Here is a 16,054-nt window from a genome sequence, read left to right on the forward strand (position 1 = left end):
TAAGTATCACCACTTCATACCCTTTATAGGAGCTTGAAAAACATCCTATTTGCTAAATATCCAACAATCACCATTGTATAACGAACGCACATTCGTCTATAATAAAAAGAAAAAGACGAAAGGACGTTCGCTATGCGTAAAGAAGAATTGTTCGTTAAACGAGGAAATTTGCTTTGGGAAGGCAGTCGGATGATGCTGCCAGAGCACAAAGAAGGATGGCTTAAACTACAACAACAGGAAAGCTATATTCCACTACATGAGCCGTTATCCGAAGACAGCTGGCAGGAGCTAGGTGAAATCATTATGGATGCGATTAGGCAACAGTACGACACTACCGTAACATTCTGGCATGATGGTCGTTACCACTCACTAGATGGAAAGGTCACAAAGTACGATGATTTGAACAAGCGCATTAAACTCCTTTTATCAGACGACTACGAATGGTTAAACCTTCGTATGATCAAAGATGTTTGTCGAAAACATTAACCTCTATTTGACTGTTATGATGGAAGACAGTCGCTTTATGTCGAACTTCGATTAAGCACAAAAAATAAGTATATATAGTGTGAGATTATATTGATAAACACTATATATTGTGATAAATTACATGTATACAAGCAGAATCCTAAAACAAAGGGGAGCCTCGTCATGTTACAGCAACTATCCGATGATCTTCTTCTAGAAGCATATGATCGTGCGATCCAACATTGTTTGAATGCTGACTTTATTTCCATTATTAAACAAGAACTTCGGCGTCGAGGACTCCTGAAACATATACATATGAAAAAAGATCGTTCTTAGTAGTAGAACGATCTTCTTTGCCTACCCTTTTATGTGGTAGGCTTTTTATAACTTTAATTCTTTTTCCATAAACGCCATAAGCGAACGAATCATGTCTTCTGAGAAATCAAACGCTATTCCTGCTGCTTTATAGACATCCGTTAATGACGTTGAACTGCCTAGGGCAAGCGCGGCTTTATACCGTTTTAATGTCTCTTCTGGGTGTTCTTTATATTGCTTGTATAGCTGCATGGCTCCAAGCTGGGCAATAACATATTCAATATAATAAAATGGCACTTCAAAAATATGAAGCACGCTAAGCCATTGAGTTTCTTGCCACTTTTCATAACCAGACCAATCAACGACATTCGACTGAAGTTTTGTCAGCAACTCACGATACTTCTTGTTGCGCTCTTCCTTTGAATGGTTCGGGTGTTCATACAGCCAATGTTGAAACGAATCAATCACCATTCCAATTGGTAAGAACGTTACAATTGATTCTAACTGCTTCTGTTTGGCACGCTCATACTCTTCCTGGTTCTCATAGTAAACATCCCAGAACGGCAACGTAAATAATTCCATAGACATACTTGCGAGTTCACTTGATTCCATCGGCGTATCACGATAAGCCGCTAACGAAAGCTCTTTCTTCCTATCGTTATGAATGCAATGCCCCATTTCATGGATAAGGGTAATCATATCCTCATGCTGGTTCGCATGATTCATAAAAATAACAGAAAGCTGCGAAAGTGGCAGTGACGAACAGAACCCACCTGGCGACTTCCCTTTCCTGCTTTCAAGATCAAGCGTGTTTCCTTCTTTAAGCTGAGAAAGAAGCTGACCAAAAGAAGGGTCAAGCTGATTTAACACTTTTTCTGTCTTTGAAATAAGCTCTTCTGTTGTGTCAAATGGTTTTAACGGCTCTTCACCAGGCTTGATAGCGCTACGATCCCATGGTAAATACGAATCTAACCCTAATCCTTGCTGATGGCGCTTATGAATTTTTTCAACAACCGGCTTCACATACGTCGCCACATTCTCTGCTAAGCGTTTGCAATCCGCTGGTGTGTAATCAAACCGATCATATTTCTGAAACATATAATCTGCAAAATTCGTAAACCCAGCATTTTCAGCCTTTTTCTGCCTAAGTTGAATAAGCTCTGATAAAATTTCCTGCAAAGGCTCTTCTTTTTTTATGTAAGCCTCACGTAATTTTGTCATAGCACGTTTTCGTTGATCACGGTCAACACTTTCAGCATAAGCAGCTAATTGAGGAAGGGTTAGTTCTTTTCCATCCCAATCAGCGGTCATTGATCCAGTATGTTCAAAATAGGTAGTGGCTAGTTGATCTTCTTCTACCTCTAGCTGAATTGTTGCTTCTTGAAATAATGCCTGTGCACTTTTTCTTCTTTTTACTAAGTAGCCATACTGTTCTTCTGGTAATTGAGCTAAAACGTTTGATGAGAGAAACGCATCATCTAATAAAGCGGAATATTTCTTTACAATTGGCAACACAACTTGCTGATCATGCTCAAATACACGCTTTGCTTCCTTAGAGTCGTTATAACTATTAAATTCAACATAATGACCTGTCATCATTTCTTCCAGTTCATCGGATAAGTCCGATTCCTTTTGGAGAAATACTTCCACCTGCTCCACTGAATCAAGCGGAATGTTCAACAACTCGTTGTACCGTGCTTCAAGCTTATCCGTCTCTTCAAGTGAAAAAGGTTCCTTATAAAAGGTTGTCATCGTCTACCAACTCCTTTCCACCCATTTTAGCATTCATACAGAGCAGGGACTAGTTCAAGGCACTTCTGCTCGTCACTTTATTGAAAATGTGTTGATCGAAACGCAAAGTCCTTTTAAGATGAACTCAAGACGAGGATAAAAGAAGGAGTAGGGCACATGTTAAAACCTGTTTCAAAAGCTTCATGGCATACCTATCCAAGTATGGTAGCTGTCATAACGAGTCAATCAAATGATCAAGTCAATGTAATGGCATCAGGCTGGCACACCTTTATGGGAACAAACCCGGGACATTATGGGTTCGCTTTACGAAAAGAAACGTTTACATATGAGCTAATCTCACAAAGTAAAACCTTTGCAGTACAGTTTCTCCCGAGCGAATATTCCCAGTGGATTCAACTTAGTGGAACATATAGTGGCAGAGAACAGAACAAATTTGATCTTTTTAATATTCCTTACCACTTAAGTGAGTTGTGTGCTGTTCCTATTATTAAAGAAGCTTATTTTGCTTATGAATGCAACGTAGTAGGCGAGCATACCTATGGTACTCATGAATGGATTGTCGGTGAAGTCATACAAAGCTATCGACATGAGCAGGCATTTACTTCAAGCAATACAATCGACTTTGAGCAACTATCGATTCCAATGTATATTGGACGATCTGAATATCGAGCGCTTACAAAAGAGGCACCCCAAATGCTCCATCAACCACCCAATCATTTGTAGCCAATACAGGACGCCTTCAGAAAGAACGATTTAAACAACTTACATAATAAAAATCTACTTACTTTGACAAACGCACTCTCTTGGATCTCTACCTTTATTCCAAGAGGGTCTCAGTCAAGACGATTAATTTATGTCTCCTAGATAAACAATCGTTTTTTTATGATTGTGGTACTCAATGAGATAACTTCTCAAACTTTTAGGGTATATCCTATATTCAAGCAACGCATCTATAGGGAGCCATTCTATACCGACTTGATTTTTGTCTGGTTGAGTAGGTGCTTGATCACGACACTCCTTTACTGCATGACACAAAAAATAATAGTCAACTTGATGGACGTTGGAATCAAATGCAGCATATTCGTGATTCTTCCCGATGTATTCACGGATGTGAAGGAGTTCTTTCACATCTACTTCTTTCCCGACCTCTTCTAAAAACTCTCTTTTTAAGGTGTTATGCAGCGGTTCACCCCACTCCTGTCCACCTCCAGGAAAAAGATAAAAATCCCCTTCAGCATCTCGGTTTTTTGTTACTAAGATCTTATCTTCGCTAATCATAATTCCTTTTGCTGAATTTCTAATACCCATGAGCACCTTTCCTTTCCATCCACTAGTAAAAAATGCTTTCCGATTCATGATTATTCATGAAACGAAGTCGCACTTAGTTCTTTTCTCATTTTAAAATTTGTTAGATTCACACCTTTTCGTTCAACGGTTTGTTGGCGAACAGTCACGTAGCCTCTATGTGTAAAAAATACCTTTGCTGTTATACTAGACTCTGTTTCAATTGCTTGCAGCTTTAATCCCTTTGCTTCCCTCTCAAGTTTATCAACTAGTAGAGATGCTATCCCTTGTCTTTGATACTCTTTATGAACAAACAATCGGTTTAAGTAACCCTTAAACGTTAGATCAGCAAAGCCGACGATTCGATCGTTTACTTTTACAACAAACGTTAGGTTTTCATTTAATGACCTTTTCCACAGGTTTATTCTTTCACTTATATCCTCTAATGCCGCCCAAGCCTCTACTTGCTCTCGTGAATAGTCTCTTGCATTAACAGAATGAACGGTTTCATAAAAGAGCGAAACCACTTCCTCTGTATCGTTTTCATGAAATCACAAGATCCTCATTCTTTGCTCTCCCCCTATGCAACCTTACTGCACGCGATAATAGAAACGTGATTACGTTACTTTTTACTGAGGGCTAATCTCTATTTTTAAACGGAGCAGACGATAGTTTTTTCCATACATACTCCAAAGGTCCCGTTCCTAAATATGTAACAAACAGCTCTGCTGCTACCATCATAATTATTGTTATGAACAACCAACATAGAAGCACAACATAGACAGAAGAAACGGGGGCAAGATTGAAACCCCAACCATAAAACATAAGAGATGCGACAATGTTTTGTAAAATATAACAGCTTAATGCTGTTTTTCCTATAGCTTCAAACCGCTTCATGATCCACGGGACCATCTTTTTATGAAGAACCCAAGCAAACAGTCCAATATAACCTAATGCTAAAACAGGGGCAAAGATATACCTCGTCGCAAGGTCAAAATAACCACCTGACACAAGCGCCAATAAATTTAAGGGTATTCCTATCCCCAAACCATAGATCATTAGTTTCTTACGGATGACTCTTCCACGTTCATTGTTTAAAAAAGCACCTGCGCGATACAAGTGAATGCCAACTAAATACAGTGTGATATTCATAAAAAGAATCAGAATGGCTTCCGCTCGCAATCCTATAAAATGACCCACACGATAGCGGACTTGTTGCCAATAGGATTGATTCTGATAGACTGAGCTTATCTCTTCACCCATACGCTCCATTTCAAAAAGAAATGAATCATCTTTTAAAATAAAAAACCAGAGAATCGACACCAACACCACACCAAAAAGATGAATGAATCCGGTTATCATCATTATCTTCTTTAGAAGCTTTTCACGCTTACTTATCATGAACGCTACGATTCCTCCTGTGAGGGCGTAACTCATGAGCACATCGTACTCAAAAACAAAAACAAAGTGCAAAAAACCATCAATAAAGAGGAGAGCCATCGTCCATAGATACAACGGTATCCATGGTAATTCGTCTCTTTTTGTTTTACGGTATTTTAACTCTAGGCCTATTCCAAATAAAATTGTCAGCAGACTTAGAAACTTCCCATTTACAAACACAGAAAGAGACGCCTGTAAGAAAGACTGTATATCCTCCCACCAATTTGCGTTTACAAAGACACCAAGAAGATTTCCCGGTTGCGCAAACAACCAAATATTCGTTCCTAATGTGCCAATAATGGCAAAACCTCTTAAGACGTCTATCAAACGAATTCGCTTTTCACTTTGTTCCATCCTAAGCTCCTTGCACACCGTTTATTTGTACTTCACTCTACACGATGTCGCTGATCTTAGTTTACAAATGTTTCACTTGATTCCCTATTCATCGATGTCACTTCATTCACATGACAGCTGTCACAACTAGTGTGCTTTCAGGAAGACTTTCATTAGCCCTACTTAGATTCGTCTTGCATAAAAAACCATCGTCGATGGAATCGTTACCAACAAAATAGACGCTAAAAAGACTAAGACTTGTTGGGCGTCCCAATGAATCTCACTAAATCCGGCTACAAAAAATAACAAAAAGATGCTACTGAAGAGAACGAAATAATTCACCACCATCGATTTTCCTATTATTGTTTTTGCCCGTTCATCCTTTGGGAATAAGTGAGGGGATAGGTAAACCATCAATAGCTGATTCATCCCTAACGCCATTAATGCCACTGCCATCGTAAATTGACGATGGAGTAGTGGATCAATCATGATGTAAATGGCAACTCCAGTTAAAAAGAGACCAGTAATGAAAAACAGTAGTTGGTTTTCCTTTACTTTTCTTTTTTTCTCCATCATTTAGTCCTCCTCATAAATAAAAATATCTTCAATCGTACAGCTAAAGATACGTGACAGTTTGAATGCCAACGTGATAGAAGGATTATAGCGTTCTTTCTCCAATGAAATAATCGTTTGCCTTGAAACATCTAATTGATCTGCTAACTCATCTTGGGTTAAACCGTAGTTTCCTCGCAATACAAGGTGGCATTCAAATCAATGTCCTTCCCAAGTTAGTAAACGACAATCAAAAAGACATCCACTATCGAATGTCTTTCTTTTTTTCTCGCCCCACCTTATAACAAATCGGATTCAAGCTTTTTCAAATCACGATTGCCTCCTAAAACAATCAACACATCTCCTGCGCTCAGCATATCGTCCGGCATTGGCGTAATGGTCAGGTTTTCGCCTGATTTTATGCCAAGCACATTACACTTGTAGCGCTTACGTATATTTAATTTTGCCAACGTTTTTCCAGCGATTTTTTTTGTGGCGACAAGTTCGACAATGCTATGGTCAACCGAAATTTCCACATAATCTATGACTTTATCGGAATCTAAGCTGTGAGCAATGCGTATCCCCATATCAAGCTCCGGATGAATAATGCGATCTGCGCCAATTTTCTCAAGGACGCGATGGTGTTGTTGGTTACGTGCTTTTACCCATAACTTCTGAACGCCTAGTTCTTTCAACAAAAGAGTCGTTAAAATACTCTCTTGAATATGATCTCCAATGGCAACAATGACGGCGTCGTAACTTTCCGGCTCAAGAGAGCGCAACGTTTTTTCATGGGTGGTATCAGCGATAATGGCTCGGCTTGTAAATCCGTCTGCATCTTCTACTCGTTCTTCATCTGAATCAACGACAACAACATCATGCCCATGTTTATAGAGCTCTCTTGATACGCTCGTTCCAAATCGACCGAGACCAATGACTAGAAATTGTTTTTTTCGCAACTCCATCCACACCTTTCCTTATTATCCAATTAAAATCCGTTCTGTAGAATATTGATAGTGTTCCCCTTTTCTATCGCCTCTAAATGAAAATAGCACGGCGATAATTCCCACTCGTCCAATTACCATTAAGACCATTAATACAACTTGACTTGGTAAAGACAACTCAGATGTGATCCCTAAAGATAAGCCACACGTTCCAAATGCCGAAGCCGTTTCAACTAAGACTTGCAGTAGTGTAACCTGTGTGTCTTGTTCAAAAGCCATAATAAGCAAAATGGCTAGAAACAAAAGACCCGCAAAAATGGATAGCACCACGAATGACTTTTGTTGGTCTTCTTCATGAATTCTCCGGCCAAATACGTGCACATGTTTTTTTCCCATGGCAAAGCTTCGTAATGTAAGGGCCATAACCGCTAGCGTCGTTGTTCGAATACCTCCACCAACACTTGATGGGCTCGCTCCAATTATCATTAATAGTGACATAAATAAGAGAACAGGGATGTGAAATGCAGCTAAATCAACTGTGGATAGACCTGCACTTCTTGTTGTTGCCGAAAAAAAGACCGCTTGTGATAACTGTTCGTGCCAGCTTAAGGTAGCAAACGCTAAGTCTCTCTCTAAAAACCAGATCCCAAAGGCTCCAATTAAGAACACAAGAAAATACGTTGTTGTCGTTAGTTTCGTAAATAAGCTAAATTTAAATGTGCGTTTTCGGCTCTTTATGTATTCAATACATTCTAAAATAACTGGAAAACCAATTGAACCTGCAAAAACAAGTAAAATAGTTATACATTGAACAAAGTAATCATCCACAAATGGAGCTAGCGATTGACCTGTTACATCAAAACCAGCGTTTGTAAAAGCACTTAACGAGGCAAAGGCACCTTGTAAGTAAGCTTCAAAGGGTTCGTCAAAGAAACGTAAATAGTAGGTCCCTAATATAAGAGCGCCTGCTCCTTCAATACATAGTGCAATAACTATAAGACTGCTCATTAGACGAACAAGACCCGAAAACTGGTTTTGTACTCGGTTTTGGTCGACAATGATCAGCAAACGCTGTGAAAGGTTAATTCGTTTTCCTAGCATCATCCATGCAAAAGTGGCAAGTGTCATAATACCAATTCCACCTAGTTGTATAGCAAGAGATAGTACGAGTATCCCACCCCAGTTAAACGTTTCGACCACATTAATGGTCACTAGTCCCGTTACACTCACTGCACTAACAGACGTAAATAATGCATCACGATACGTCAACGAAACACCAGGTTCATGAAACACCGGCAAATAAAACAGAACACTAAACACGAACATGGAAAGTAAATAAGCGAAGAGAATTACACGAAAGGGATTACTCTTTTTTCGGTTCATTATAGACTCCTTATTCTCGTTCACGTTAAAAGATACGTCTTATACTAGGCTTAACCTATCAGGAATGCAATAAAAATTTTCCAATGCCTCTTCTCTTTTTATTTTGTGCTAATTTAATTGTTAGTTTCATAGAGTAAAGTAGAGGAAGGTGATTGTGTTGTGAACGTAGTCGTTAAATGGTTAGGAAGTATTTCTATTATGCTTCTATCCACACTTCTTATTATTAGCATTCTAGCAACAAATCAAACCTGGTATAACCGTGGACTGAATACGATTGTATCGCCTTTAGAAGGCGTTGATTTACTCCATTTAATTTCACTTGAACATCCTATTTTTAAAGAAGCACTCCCTCCTGAATTTAAAGCAAAATCGTTAAGTAACGTTATGGTATCAACCGCAACAAGTTTAGACTTCAGTCATCCTCTTTCATTGCTTTCACAAGGGATTCCAGCTATGGCGGCATTTGATACAACCATTGCTGTTGCGGGACAAGGAACAGATGTTACCAATATGCCAAGAGAAACGTTGCCCCCTGAAGAAGCATTAGCAGAACTCGCAAAAGAACATACAAATGAAGAAGAATCGCCTGAACAAGAATCTGAACATACCGATCCATCTGTTTTCATCTATCATACACACAGCTATGAATCATTTTTACCAGAATTAGGATTAGAAGGTGCAGAAAATGCGGATCAAGCCATTTCCAGCAATCCTGATTTAAACATCATTAACGTTGGGAAACATTTTGCGGACAGGCTCTCCACCCATGGAATTGTTGCTGATGTAGACAAAACCAATATGAATGCCTACATGCAAGAGCGTAGTATGACCAATTATTATTCGGCTTCTCGTCAGATAATCGAGGGTAAACTAGAGACACAGCAATACGATTTACTGCTTGATTTTCATCGCGACTCTGCTCGTCGTGATCTCACAGCAGTGACCATTAACAATGAAACCTTCGCCCGTATTCTTTTCGTTGTCGGAACGGCACACGCGAATTCAGATGCTCAACTAGCTGCCGCAACAGAACTTCATAACCGCATTGAAGAAGCCTATCCCGGCTTAAGTCGTGGCGTATTTACAAAAGACAAATCACAGGGGAATGGTATTTACAATCAAGACTTAGCCAATACTGCTATGCTGATCGAGTTTGGTGGAGTCGATAATACAATGGAAGAAAGCTTACGAAGCGCTGATGCCGTAGCAGATTTGTTAGCTGATTATTACAAAGAGACAATGGGTGAATAAAAAGAAAGCACGCCGTTTAAAGCGTGCTTTCTTTTGTTATTCTTCTACTTGTTGATGAACGGCGAACGAGCTTATGTCCGACAATTCTAGCTTGAGCATCCAATGGTGGTGAGGCAATTTGTTCCCGAACAAGGGTTGCCGCTTGAAAGCCTAATTCATAAATAAAGATGTCCATGGTTGTTAATGGTGGTGCCGAAAGCTCTGACATGAGTACATTGTTGAAGCTGACAACAGATATATCCTCTGGTACACGGTAGCCCATACTCGTTAACATTCGCAAGACACCTAGAGCCATAAGATCATCTGCTACAACAAGAGCTGACGGTGGTGTTGCTTGTGCCATTAATTCGATAACGGCTTGTTCCCCACCTTCAAACACTTCATCATGATAAACAAAGTACATCGGATTTATATCAATACCAGCTGTCTTTAGTGCTTGCTCGTATCCATGCTTATGATCAAGTGTGACATATGCATCTTTTCTTCCACCAATAAAGCCAATGCGTTCATGTTTTAATAGCAACACATACTCAGTTAGCATTTTAGCCGCTTTCACATTATCGTTATTTACATAAGAGACAACGTCTGCATAGTCTTCTGGTGGACGACCGATCACAACAAATGGAAATTTCTCTCTAAGTAAGAAAGGAATAATTGGATCAGATGTAGTAGAGTACAATAAGATAATACCGTCAACACGACGGCTATATACCATTTCCTTTACTTCCTCCATAATCCCTTCTTCTGTTTGTCCAGTTGATAAATATAAGCCATATTTATCTTTATTCGCTTGCGCTGTAATACCTCGCAACACCTCTGGAAAAAAAGGATTTTGAAAAGGAGCGTAGGATGCACTTGGCATAATAACACCAATGACATTCGTTTCTTTATTTACGAGATTGCGGGCATGAACATTAGGATAATAACCTAATTCATCCATTATCTCTTTGACTCTCTCTTTTGTTCGTTTACTTATTTTCGGACTATCGGCAATCACCCTAGAAACGGTTGACGGTGCCACGCCTGCTAACTTTGCAACATCTTTAATTGTACTCACTAGACTTCATCCCTTTTATCATTGTCCAGCTGTGACACTTAGTTCTTTGTACGAAACACACGGGCTTCATACGGCTTAAGTGTATCACTCACTTCTGTATCTACGTTTGATAAAACAAGTTCAGCATTCTTAATGGTAGAAAAAGGTTGCTCCTTCTCCGATAAATTAACGACTACATAAAATGTTTCATCTTGACTTGTTCGACTATACGCAACTATATGATCTGCCGTCTTAAGCAGTTGATAGTTTCCATATACTAGTGTATCAAATTGTTTACGAACTTCAATCATTTTCACATAGTAGTGCAAGATGGAGTCTGGGTCGTCCTGCTGACTTTCAATATTATTGGTTTTATAATTTGGGTTTACTTTCATCCACGTTTGATCGGCTGAACTAAAACCCCCGTTTTTTGATGCATTCCATTGCAACGGCGTCCGAGAATTATCACGTCCCGATTCCCAAATCACGTGCATAATGTCTTCATGCGGAACCCCTTTTTCAATTTCTTGTTTATAATAGTTACGCATGGACACGTCATCGTATTCATCAATTGATTCAAATTGAACATTCGTCATTCCAATCTCTTGACCTTGATAAATAAACGGTGTGCCTTTCATGAAGAAATACATGGTACCAAGCGCTTTTGCACAGCGTTTCCAATATTCCTGATCATTTCCCCAAGAAGATACAACCCGAGTCTGATCATGATTTTCAATAAACAAAGCGTTCCAGCCAACACCTTCAAGACCATATTGCCACTTAGACAGTGCTTCTTTCACAGCAGGAACATCTAACTTCTGTTCATTCTCTTTGTTCCATAGTCCAAGATGTTCAAATTGAAACACCATATTAAAAACACCGTTTTGCTCCCCAACCCATGCTGCCACGTCTTCAGGATTTTCCATTCGAACGCCATTTGCTTCACCAACTGTAAAAACATCGTAATGATCAAGTGTGTTTTCTTTCATTTCTTGCAAATAATCATGAATACCTGGACGATTCATATGACCATCGAAGGATTCTACATAGCGCTCTTCATTTGGGTTTGGTAGGTCCGGGAAACCGTCTACTTTTTTAATATGGCTAATTGCATCAACACGGAAACCATCAATTCCTTTATCCATCCACCAGTTCATCGTCTCATAAAGAGCTGTGCGCACATCTTTGTTTTCCCAGTTTACATCAGGCTGTTTTGTGGAGAAAATATGCATGTAATATTGCTCTGTTTTTTCGTCCCACTGCCAAGCAGATCCATTAAAGATGGACGCCCAGTTATTTGGCTCACTTCCATCTTCCTTTGCGTCACGCCAAATATACCAGTCTCTTTTTTCACTTTCTTTTGAAGAACGAGATTCTACAAACCATTCGTGCTCATCAGACGTATGATTGATGACAAGATCAATGATAAGTTTCATCCCTCTCGCATGCACTTGCTCTAGCAACTCATCAAAGTCAGCCATTGTTCCGAACTCTGCCATAATTTCTTTGTAATTTCGAATGTCATAGCCATTGTCATCATTGGGCGAGTCATACATTGGACTCATCCAAATAACATCAATTCCCATCCACTGCAAATAATCTAGTTTTTCAATGACACCTCTTAAATCTCCTATTCCGTCTCCATTCGCATCATAGAAACTACGAGGATATACTTGATAGCATACAGCTTCTTTCCACCATTGCTTGGACATGTTAATCGACTCCTATCTACTTTCTCTCTTTCTGTAGAAAAAGGTGCAAAATCATTCTGCACCTTCTTGAATTTTTATTATCCTTTTGTTGCACCTGACGCTAGTCCAGAAATCAGATAGCGCTGTAAGAATAAGAATACGATGGAAATCGGTACAGCGATTAATACCGCTCCAGCCGCAAATCGGGTAAAGTTTGTTGCAAATTGATCGCTTACGAAATTAAACAAACCGAGTGCTAATGTATAATTTTCCGGACTTCTTAAAACAATTCTAGGTAAAATAAAGTCCATTAAAGGATTCATAAAGTTAAATAAAGCAACAACCGCTAAAATGGGCTTGGCAAGTGGTAAAACAATTTGGAAGAAAATCCGAAAATGCCCTGCACCATCCAGCTTAGCTGATTCATCCAATTCTTTTGGTAATGTATCAAAGTAACCTTTTACTAAGAACGCATTCATCGGTATGGACCCACCAACATAGATAAGGATTAATCCCCATAAACTGTCAAGCAACCCAATTGTATTTAACAATACATAAATGGCTACCATGGCCATAATTACTGGGAAGATTTGCAACACAAGGAACAGATACAAACCGTTTTTCTTGCCGACGAATTGATAGCGTGAAAACGCATAAGCCGTAAAACAAACAACAATGGTTGATAAAATGGATGTAATCGTAGCAACAAACAACGAGTTCATATACCATGTTGTGTATTGACTTTGTTCATCAAAAAATAACCAACGATAATTCTCTAATGACCAATTTTCCGGTAACAAACTTGCTCCATAGATATTCGTTCCTGGACTAAGGGATAAACCAATCGTCCATAGTAAAGGGTATGCAATAATTACGAACATAAAGAAGATAAACGCATACATAAGAAAGACTTCGATTTTAGACTTTGTTTTAAGATTCATGGTTTATCTGTCCTCCTTGAATGACGCGCTGCGACGGAATTGGAAGACGGCAAAAAGCGCGACGAGAATTCCAATAATAATGGAGATTGCTGCAGCCATACTATATTGAGAGTTTTCAAATGCAAGGCTGTACACCCACGAAATTAAAATGTCGGTGCTTCCTGCACTTTGCCCTCGTACTGGTGGTCCACCCTCATTAAATAGATAAATAAGATTAAAGTTATTAAAGTTACCAGCATACTGCATAATTAATAGTGGCGCTGTTGCAAATAGGACGTGTGGTAGCGTGATAAACCGAAACTTCTGTACACGACTTGCTCCATCCATATCAGCTGCTTCATACCAGTCATCAGATACACTTTGTAAAATACCAGTAAAGAGTGCAAAAACAAATGGAAAGCCGAGCCACACTTGAATCATAATTAACGCAATTCTCGTGTAGAAAGGATCAGACAACCACGGCACTGCAAAGTCAAACAATGGCACAAAAAGATCGCTGTTAATAGCACCAAATCCATCATTAAACATAGCAGCAAAGATAAGAATCGTAACGAAACTCGGGACAGCCCAAGGTAAAATAAGTACGGTACGGATAAGTTTTTTATACTTAATACGCTTATCATTCACAATCACTGCAAGAAAAAGCGCAAGTGCAATTTGAAGAGTGGTTGCCACAACGGTCCAAACGATCGTCCACGATAGTACTGAGATAAACGTTTGACGCCAAATTGGAATCGTTGCTAGATCAATAAAGTTTTGAAAACCAACCCAATTCAAAACATTTCTCGGTGGGGAATTGAACAAATTGTAATCCGTAAACGCAAGTATAATCATATAAAGAAGCGGAAATACCACCGCGAGTAATAGTAATGCTAAGCCTGGCAATACAAGTAAGTACGGAAATCCTTTATCCCAGGAATGCTTCGTTCTCTCACGTAAAGACGGAATCGCTTCTCCTTCCACTCGCATCTTCGCGACACGACGAGCATCTTTCATCGTTAACAACACCATAATTGCTGCAAATACCGTTAGAAAGACAGCGACTATTCCTTGTCCAATTAAAACCCGAGAATCATCGACGCCATCTAATGTGCCGAGGGTAAATAACCCCCAAAAGCCCATATTAAAAATATCGTAAAACACAAAAATAAACGCAGCCGTAATAAGGAGAAGTAAACTCCCCTTTAACCATTGACGATTATATAGTTGTCCAATGCCAGGCACAATAGACAGAATGCCAGCTAGTTTGGGGTTGTGATTTTTCATCGGCGCTACTTCTTTCATTCTCGACCAGCCCCCATAATTTGTATTTCATCATTAATTAGATCCACAGTTTCTTCTAATACTTCTCTTACATCATGTCCTTGAGATATAAAAACATTCGCATCCCCCATTGGCCCCCAAACCGCTGAAACCTCTGGAACATTAGGCATGAAATAAGCATGTTCTAACTGTTCTTGGAACCCCTCATAAAGCTCATCATCTAGGTTCACTTCTGCTCGTGCTGGAATCTCCCTTTTATGCTCAAAGAAAATTTGAGCGCTTTCATCATTTGTCATAAATACAGCTAATTCTGTTGCCCAACTAATGTGATCACTATACCCATTAACCATCCACGCTTTTACACCGCCAAGTGAGCGCATCGGATTTCCATTAACCGTTGGAAGTGGAGCTGTTTTTAATGAATCTCCAAGATTTTCTCCGTATTCAGCAATATTCCATGGCCCTGAAAAGACTGCTCCAACGCTACCATCTAGAAACAATCCGTTTAAAATATCTGCATTGAGATTTTGAGGCAAATACCCTTCTTGGTGAAACCGTTGCAAGACTTCTCCACCTTCAACGGCACCATCGTTGGCTAAGCCTAAATCAAGGGTATCGTAATCGCCACCATCTTCAGCAAAAATGTACCCCCCGTATGCATCGTAGAATGGATAAGCAAAGTACATCTCCTTCGACTCTAATAGAAAACCGAATTCATTTGTTCCTGCATTTGTATATTCCTCCCCTATGGCTTCGAGCTCTTCTATCGTTGTAGGTGGTTCGGAAAGAATATCTGTATTATAAAACAAAGCATAGGTCTCCACAGCAGCAGGAACGCCAGCAAGCTCCCCTTCATACGTAAGCGCATCCAATGTTCCTTCTAAATAACCAGCTTCTTGCTCAGGAGTCAACTCGATATCAGCTGCCAACCCTTGAAGTGTGATACTTCCAACCATATCGTTTGGCTGATAAAATAAATCAGGTCCTCCGCCAGCAGGTGCATCTAGCGACATTGCTTCTAATTGATCACCCATACCAAAAGGGGTAATTCGCACTTCGATTCCTGTCTCTTCTTCAAAATTATCACCAATTTCGCGATAGGCAACAAGTTCACGTTCATCATCATTAACCCATATATGAAGTGATTCTGGTTTATTTTCTTCTGTAGCTGGTTCCGTTTCAAGCTCTTCCAAAACCCCTTCTCGATCAGGACCACATGCACTGAACAAGGCAAGAACTGCTATTGCACTAATTGGATACTGCCATTTTTTCATCTTAAATCCCCCCTACTCTATCGTTAACAAAGGCAAACGTTTGCATAAAAAGTTAAACCGTTTACATATCAATTTACATCCATAGTATACGGCTAATTTCACCAATAGGCAATATATAAATTTTCTATTA

General features: G+C 39.4%; 17 protein-coding genes. 4 read left to right on the forward strand and 13 right to left on the reverse strand.

All coding sequences use genetic code 11. From position 1 onward, the window contains the following. The first annotated feature begins 132 nt into the window (after positions 1-132). Entirely contained in the window at positions 133-486 is a 354-nt protein-coding gene (locus BK583_RS16465; protein WP_038477423.1) for a YolD-like family protein, read from the forward strand. A 162-nt stretch (positions 487-648) separates the two neighbouring features. Continuing rightward, positions 649-801, forward strand: a complete 153-nt coding sequence (gene sda / locus BK583_RS16470; RefSeq protein WP_078440228.1) for a sporulation histidine kinase inhibitor Sda — start codon at positions 649-651, stop codon at positions 799-801. A gap of 45 nt (positions 802-846) precedes the next feature. Here the strand turns inward: sda and BK583_RS16475 are convergent, their stop codons facing one another. Then, on the reverse strand, positions 847-2,532 hold the full coding sequence (locus BK583_RS16475; RefSeq protein WP_055735616.1) for a M3 family oligoendopeptidase: 1,686 nt from the start codon (positions 2,530-2,532) through the stop codon (positions 847-849). A 156-nt stretch (positions 2,533-2,688) separates the two neighbouring features. Between BK583_RS16475 and BK583_RS16480 the strand changes: the two genes are divergently transcribed. Further along, positions 2,689-3,255, forward strand: coding sequence for a flavin reductase family protein (locus tag BK583_RS16480; RefSeq protein WP_038477417.1), 567 nt, complete (start codon positions 2,689-2,691; stop codon positions 3,253-3,255). A 123-nt stretch (positions 3,256-3,378) separates the two neighbouring features. Here BK583_RS16480 and BK583_RS16485 read toward each other — a convergent pair whose 3' ends face one another. The 7 genes from BK583_RS16485 to BK583_RS16515 all read right to left on the reverse strand — a co-directional run bounded on the left by BK583_RS16485 (position 3,379) and on the right by BK583_RS16515 (position 8,468). Beyond that, on the reverse strand, positions 3,379-3,840 hold the full coding sequence (locus tag BK583_RS16485; protein ID WP_038477414.1) for an NUDIX domain-containing protein: 462 nt from the start codon (positions 3,838-3,840) through the stop codon (positions 3,379-3,381). Between the two features lie 50 nt (positions 3,841-3,890). Beyond that, the gene (locus tag BK583_RS16490) at positions 3,891-4,343 is read right to left on the reverse strand and encodes a GNAT family N-acetyltransferase (protein WP_169789531.1); all 453 of its coding nucleotides are present in this window, start codon (positions 4,341-4,343) and stop codon (positions 3,891-3,893) included. A gap of 112 nt (positions 4,344-4,455) precedes the next feature. Then, positions 4,456-5,610 (reverse strand): DUF418 domain-containing protein, encoded by a 1,155-nt coding sequence (locus tag BK583_RS16495; RefSeq protein WP_055735615.1) that lies wholly within the window; start codon positions 5,608-5,610, stop codon positions 4,456-4,458. Between the two features lie 162 nt (positions 5,611-5,772). Beyond that, the gene (locus BK583_RS16500) at positions 5,773-6,165 is read right to left on the reverse strand and encodes a hypothetical protein (RefSeq protein ID WP_055735614.1); all 393 of its coding nucleotides are present in this window, start codon (positions 6,163-6,165) and stop codon (positions 5,773-5,775) included. Beyond that, positions 6,166-6,342 carry a helix-turn-helix transcriptional regulator gene (locus BK583_RS16505; RefSeq protein WP_055735613.1) on the reverse strand — a complete coding sequence of 59 codons (177 nt, stop codon included), beginning with the start codon at positions 6,340-6,342 and terminating at the stop codon, positions 6,166-6,168. 98 nt (positions 6,343-6,440) lie between these two features. After that, positions 6,441-7,106, reverse strand: coding sequence for a potassium channel family protein (locus BK583_RS16510; RefSeq protein ID WP_055735612.1), 666 nt, complete (start codon positions 7,104-7,106; stop codon positions 6,441-6,443). A 15-nt stretch (positions 7,107-7,121) separates the two neighbouring features. Continuing rightward, a complete protein-coding gene (locus BK583_RS16515) occupies positions 7,122-8,468 on the reverse strand; it encodes a TrkH family potassium uptake protein (RefSeq protein WP_055735611.1) in 1,347 nt (448 codons plus the stop codon). Positions 8,469-8,627: 159 nt separating this feature from the next. On the opposite strand from BK583_RS16515, the gene spoIIP reads away from it, so the two are divergent. Then, positions 8,628-9,719, forward strand: coding sequence for a stage II sporulation protein P (gene spoIIP, locus BK583_RS16520; protein WP_055735610.1), 1,092 nt, complete (start codon positions 8,628-8,630; stop codon positions 9,717-9,719). 16 nt (positions 9,720-9,735) lie between these two features. Here the strand turns inward: spoIIP and BK583_RS16525 are convergent, their stop codons facing one another. The 5 genes from BK583_RS16525 to BK583_RS16540 form a co-directional block, all read right to left on the reverse strand. Next, positions 9,736-10,776 carry a LacI family DNA-binding transcriptional regulator gene (locus BK583_RS16525; RefSeq protein WP_055735609.1) on the reverse strand — a complete coding sequence of 347 codons (1,041 nt, stop codon included), beginning with the start codon at positions 10,774-10,776 and terminating at the stop codon, positions 9,736-9,738. A 38-nt stretch (positions 10,777-10,814) separates the two neighbouring features. Beyond that, a complete protein-coding gene (locus BK583_RS16530; RefSeq protein ID WP_055735608.1) occupies positions 10,815-12,467 on the reverse strand; it encodes a glycoside hydrolase family 13 protein in 1,653 nt (550 codons plus the stop codon). A gap of 77 nt (positions 12,468-12,544) precedes the next feature. Beyond that, complete coding sequence (locus BK583_RS21030; protein WP_035393052.1) at positions 12,545-13,387, reverse strand: sugar ABC transporter permease; 843 nt, start codon at positions 13,385-13,387, stop codon at positions 12,545-12,547. Positions 13,388-13,390: 3 nt separating this feature from the next. Continuing rightward, positions 13,391-14,671: a sugar ABC transporter permease gene (locus tag BK583_RS21035; protein WP_055735607.1), complete on the reverse strand. Its 1,281-nt coding sequence runs from the start codon at positions 14,669-14,671 to the stop codon at positions 13,391-13,393. Further along, positions 14,668-15,924: a sugar ABC transporter substrate-binding protein gene (locus BK583_RS16540; RefSeq protein WP_055735606.1), complete on the reverse strand. Its 1,257-nt coding sequence runs from the start codon at positions 15,922-15,924 to the stop codon at positions 14,668-14,670. The genes BK583_RS21035 and BK583_RS16540 overlap by 4 nt, the downstream gene beginning before the upstream one ends. Positions 15,925-16,054: the final 130 nt, after the last annotated feature.

Source organism: Shouchella oshimensis, from assembly GCF_002019765.1.
Lineage (GTDB): Bacteria > Bacillota > Bacilli > Bacillales > Bacillaceae_D > Shouchella > Shouchella oshimensis.

What these genes read in the sequence shown, in the direction of transcription:
- BK583_RS16465 (WP_038477423.1), top strand. Translation starts at nt 133, where the DNA reads ATGCGTAAAGAAGAATTGTTCGTTAAACGAGGAAATTTGCTTTGGGAA.
- BK583_RS16515 (WP_055735611.1), bottom strand. Translation starts at nt 8,468, where the DNA reads ATGAACCGAAAAAAGAGTAATCCCTTTCGTGTAATTCTCTTCGCTTAT.
- BK583_RS16475 (WP_055735616.1), bottom strand. Translation starts at nt 2,532, where the DNA reads ATGACAACCTTTTATAAGGAACCTTTTTCACTTGAAGAGACGGATAAG.
- BK583_RS16500 (WP_055735614.1), bottom strand. Translation starts at nt 6,165, where the DNA reads ATGATGGAGAAAAAAAGAAAAGTAAAGGAAAACCAACTACTGTTTTTC.
- sda (WP_078440228.1), top strand. Translation starts at nt 649, where the DNA reads ATGTTACAGCAACTATCCGATGATCTTCTTCTAGAAGCATATGATCGT.
- BK583_RS16495 (WP_055735615.1), bottom strand. Translation starts at nt 5,610, where the DNA reads ATGGAACAAAGTGAAAAGCGAATTCGTTTGATAGACGTCTTAAGAGGT.
- BK583_RS16485 (WP_038477414.1), bottom strand. Translation starts at nt 3,840, where the DNA reads ATGGGTATTAGAAATTCAGCAAAAGGAATTATGATTAGCGAAGATAAG.
- BK583_RS21030 (WP_035393052.1), bottom strand. Translation starts at nt 13,387, where the DNA reads ATGAATCTTAAAACAAAGTCTAAAATCGAAGTCTTTCTTATGTATGCG.
- BK583_RS16530 (WP_055735608.1), bottom strand. Translation starts at nt 12,467, where the DNA reads ATGTCCAAGCAATGGTGGAAAGAAGCTGTATGCTATCAAGTATATCCT.
- BK583_RS16540 (WP_055735606.1), bottom strand. Translation starts at nt 15,924, where the DNA reads ATGAAAAAATGGCAGTATCCAATTAGTGCAATAGCAGTTCTTGCCTTG.
- BK583_RS21035 (WP_055735607.1), bottom strand. Translation starts at nt 14,671, where the DNA reads ATGAAAGAAGTAGCGCCGATGAAAAATCACAACCCCAAACTAGCTGGC.
- BK583_RS16480 (WP_038477417.1), top strand. Translation starts at nt 2,689, where the DNA reads ATGTTAAAACCTGTTTCAAAAGCTTCATGGCATACCTATCCAAGTATG.
- BK583_RS16510 (WP_055735612.1), bottom strand. Translation starts at nt 7,106, where the DNA reads ATGGAGTTGCGAAAAAAACAATTTCTAGTCATTGGTCTCGGTCGATTT.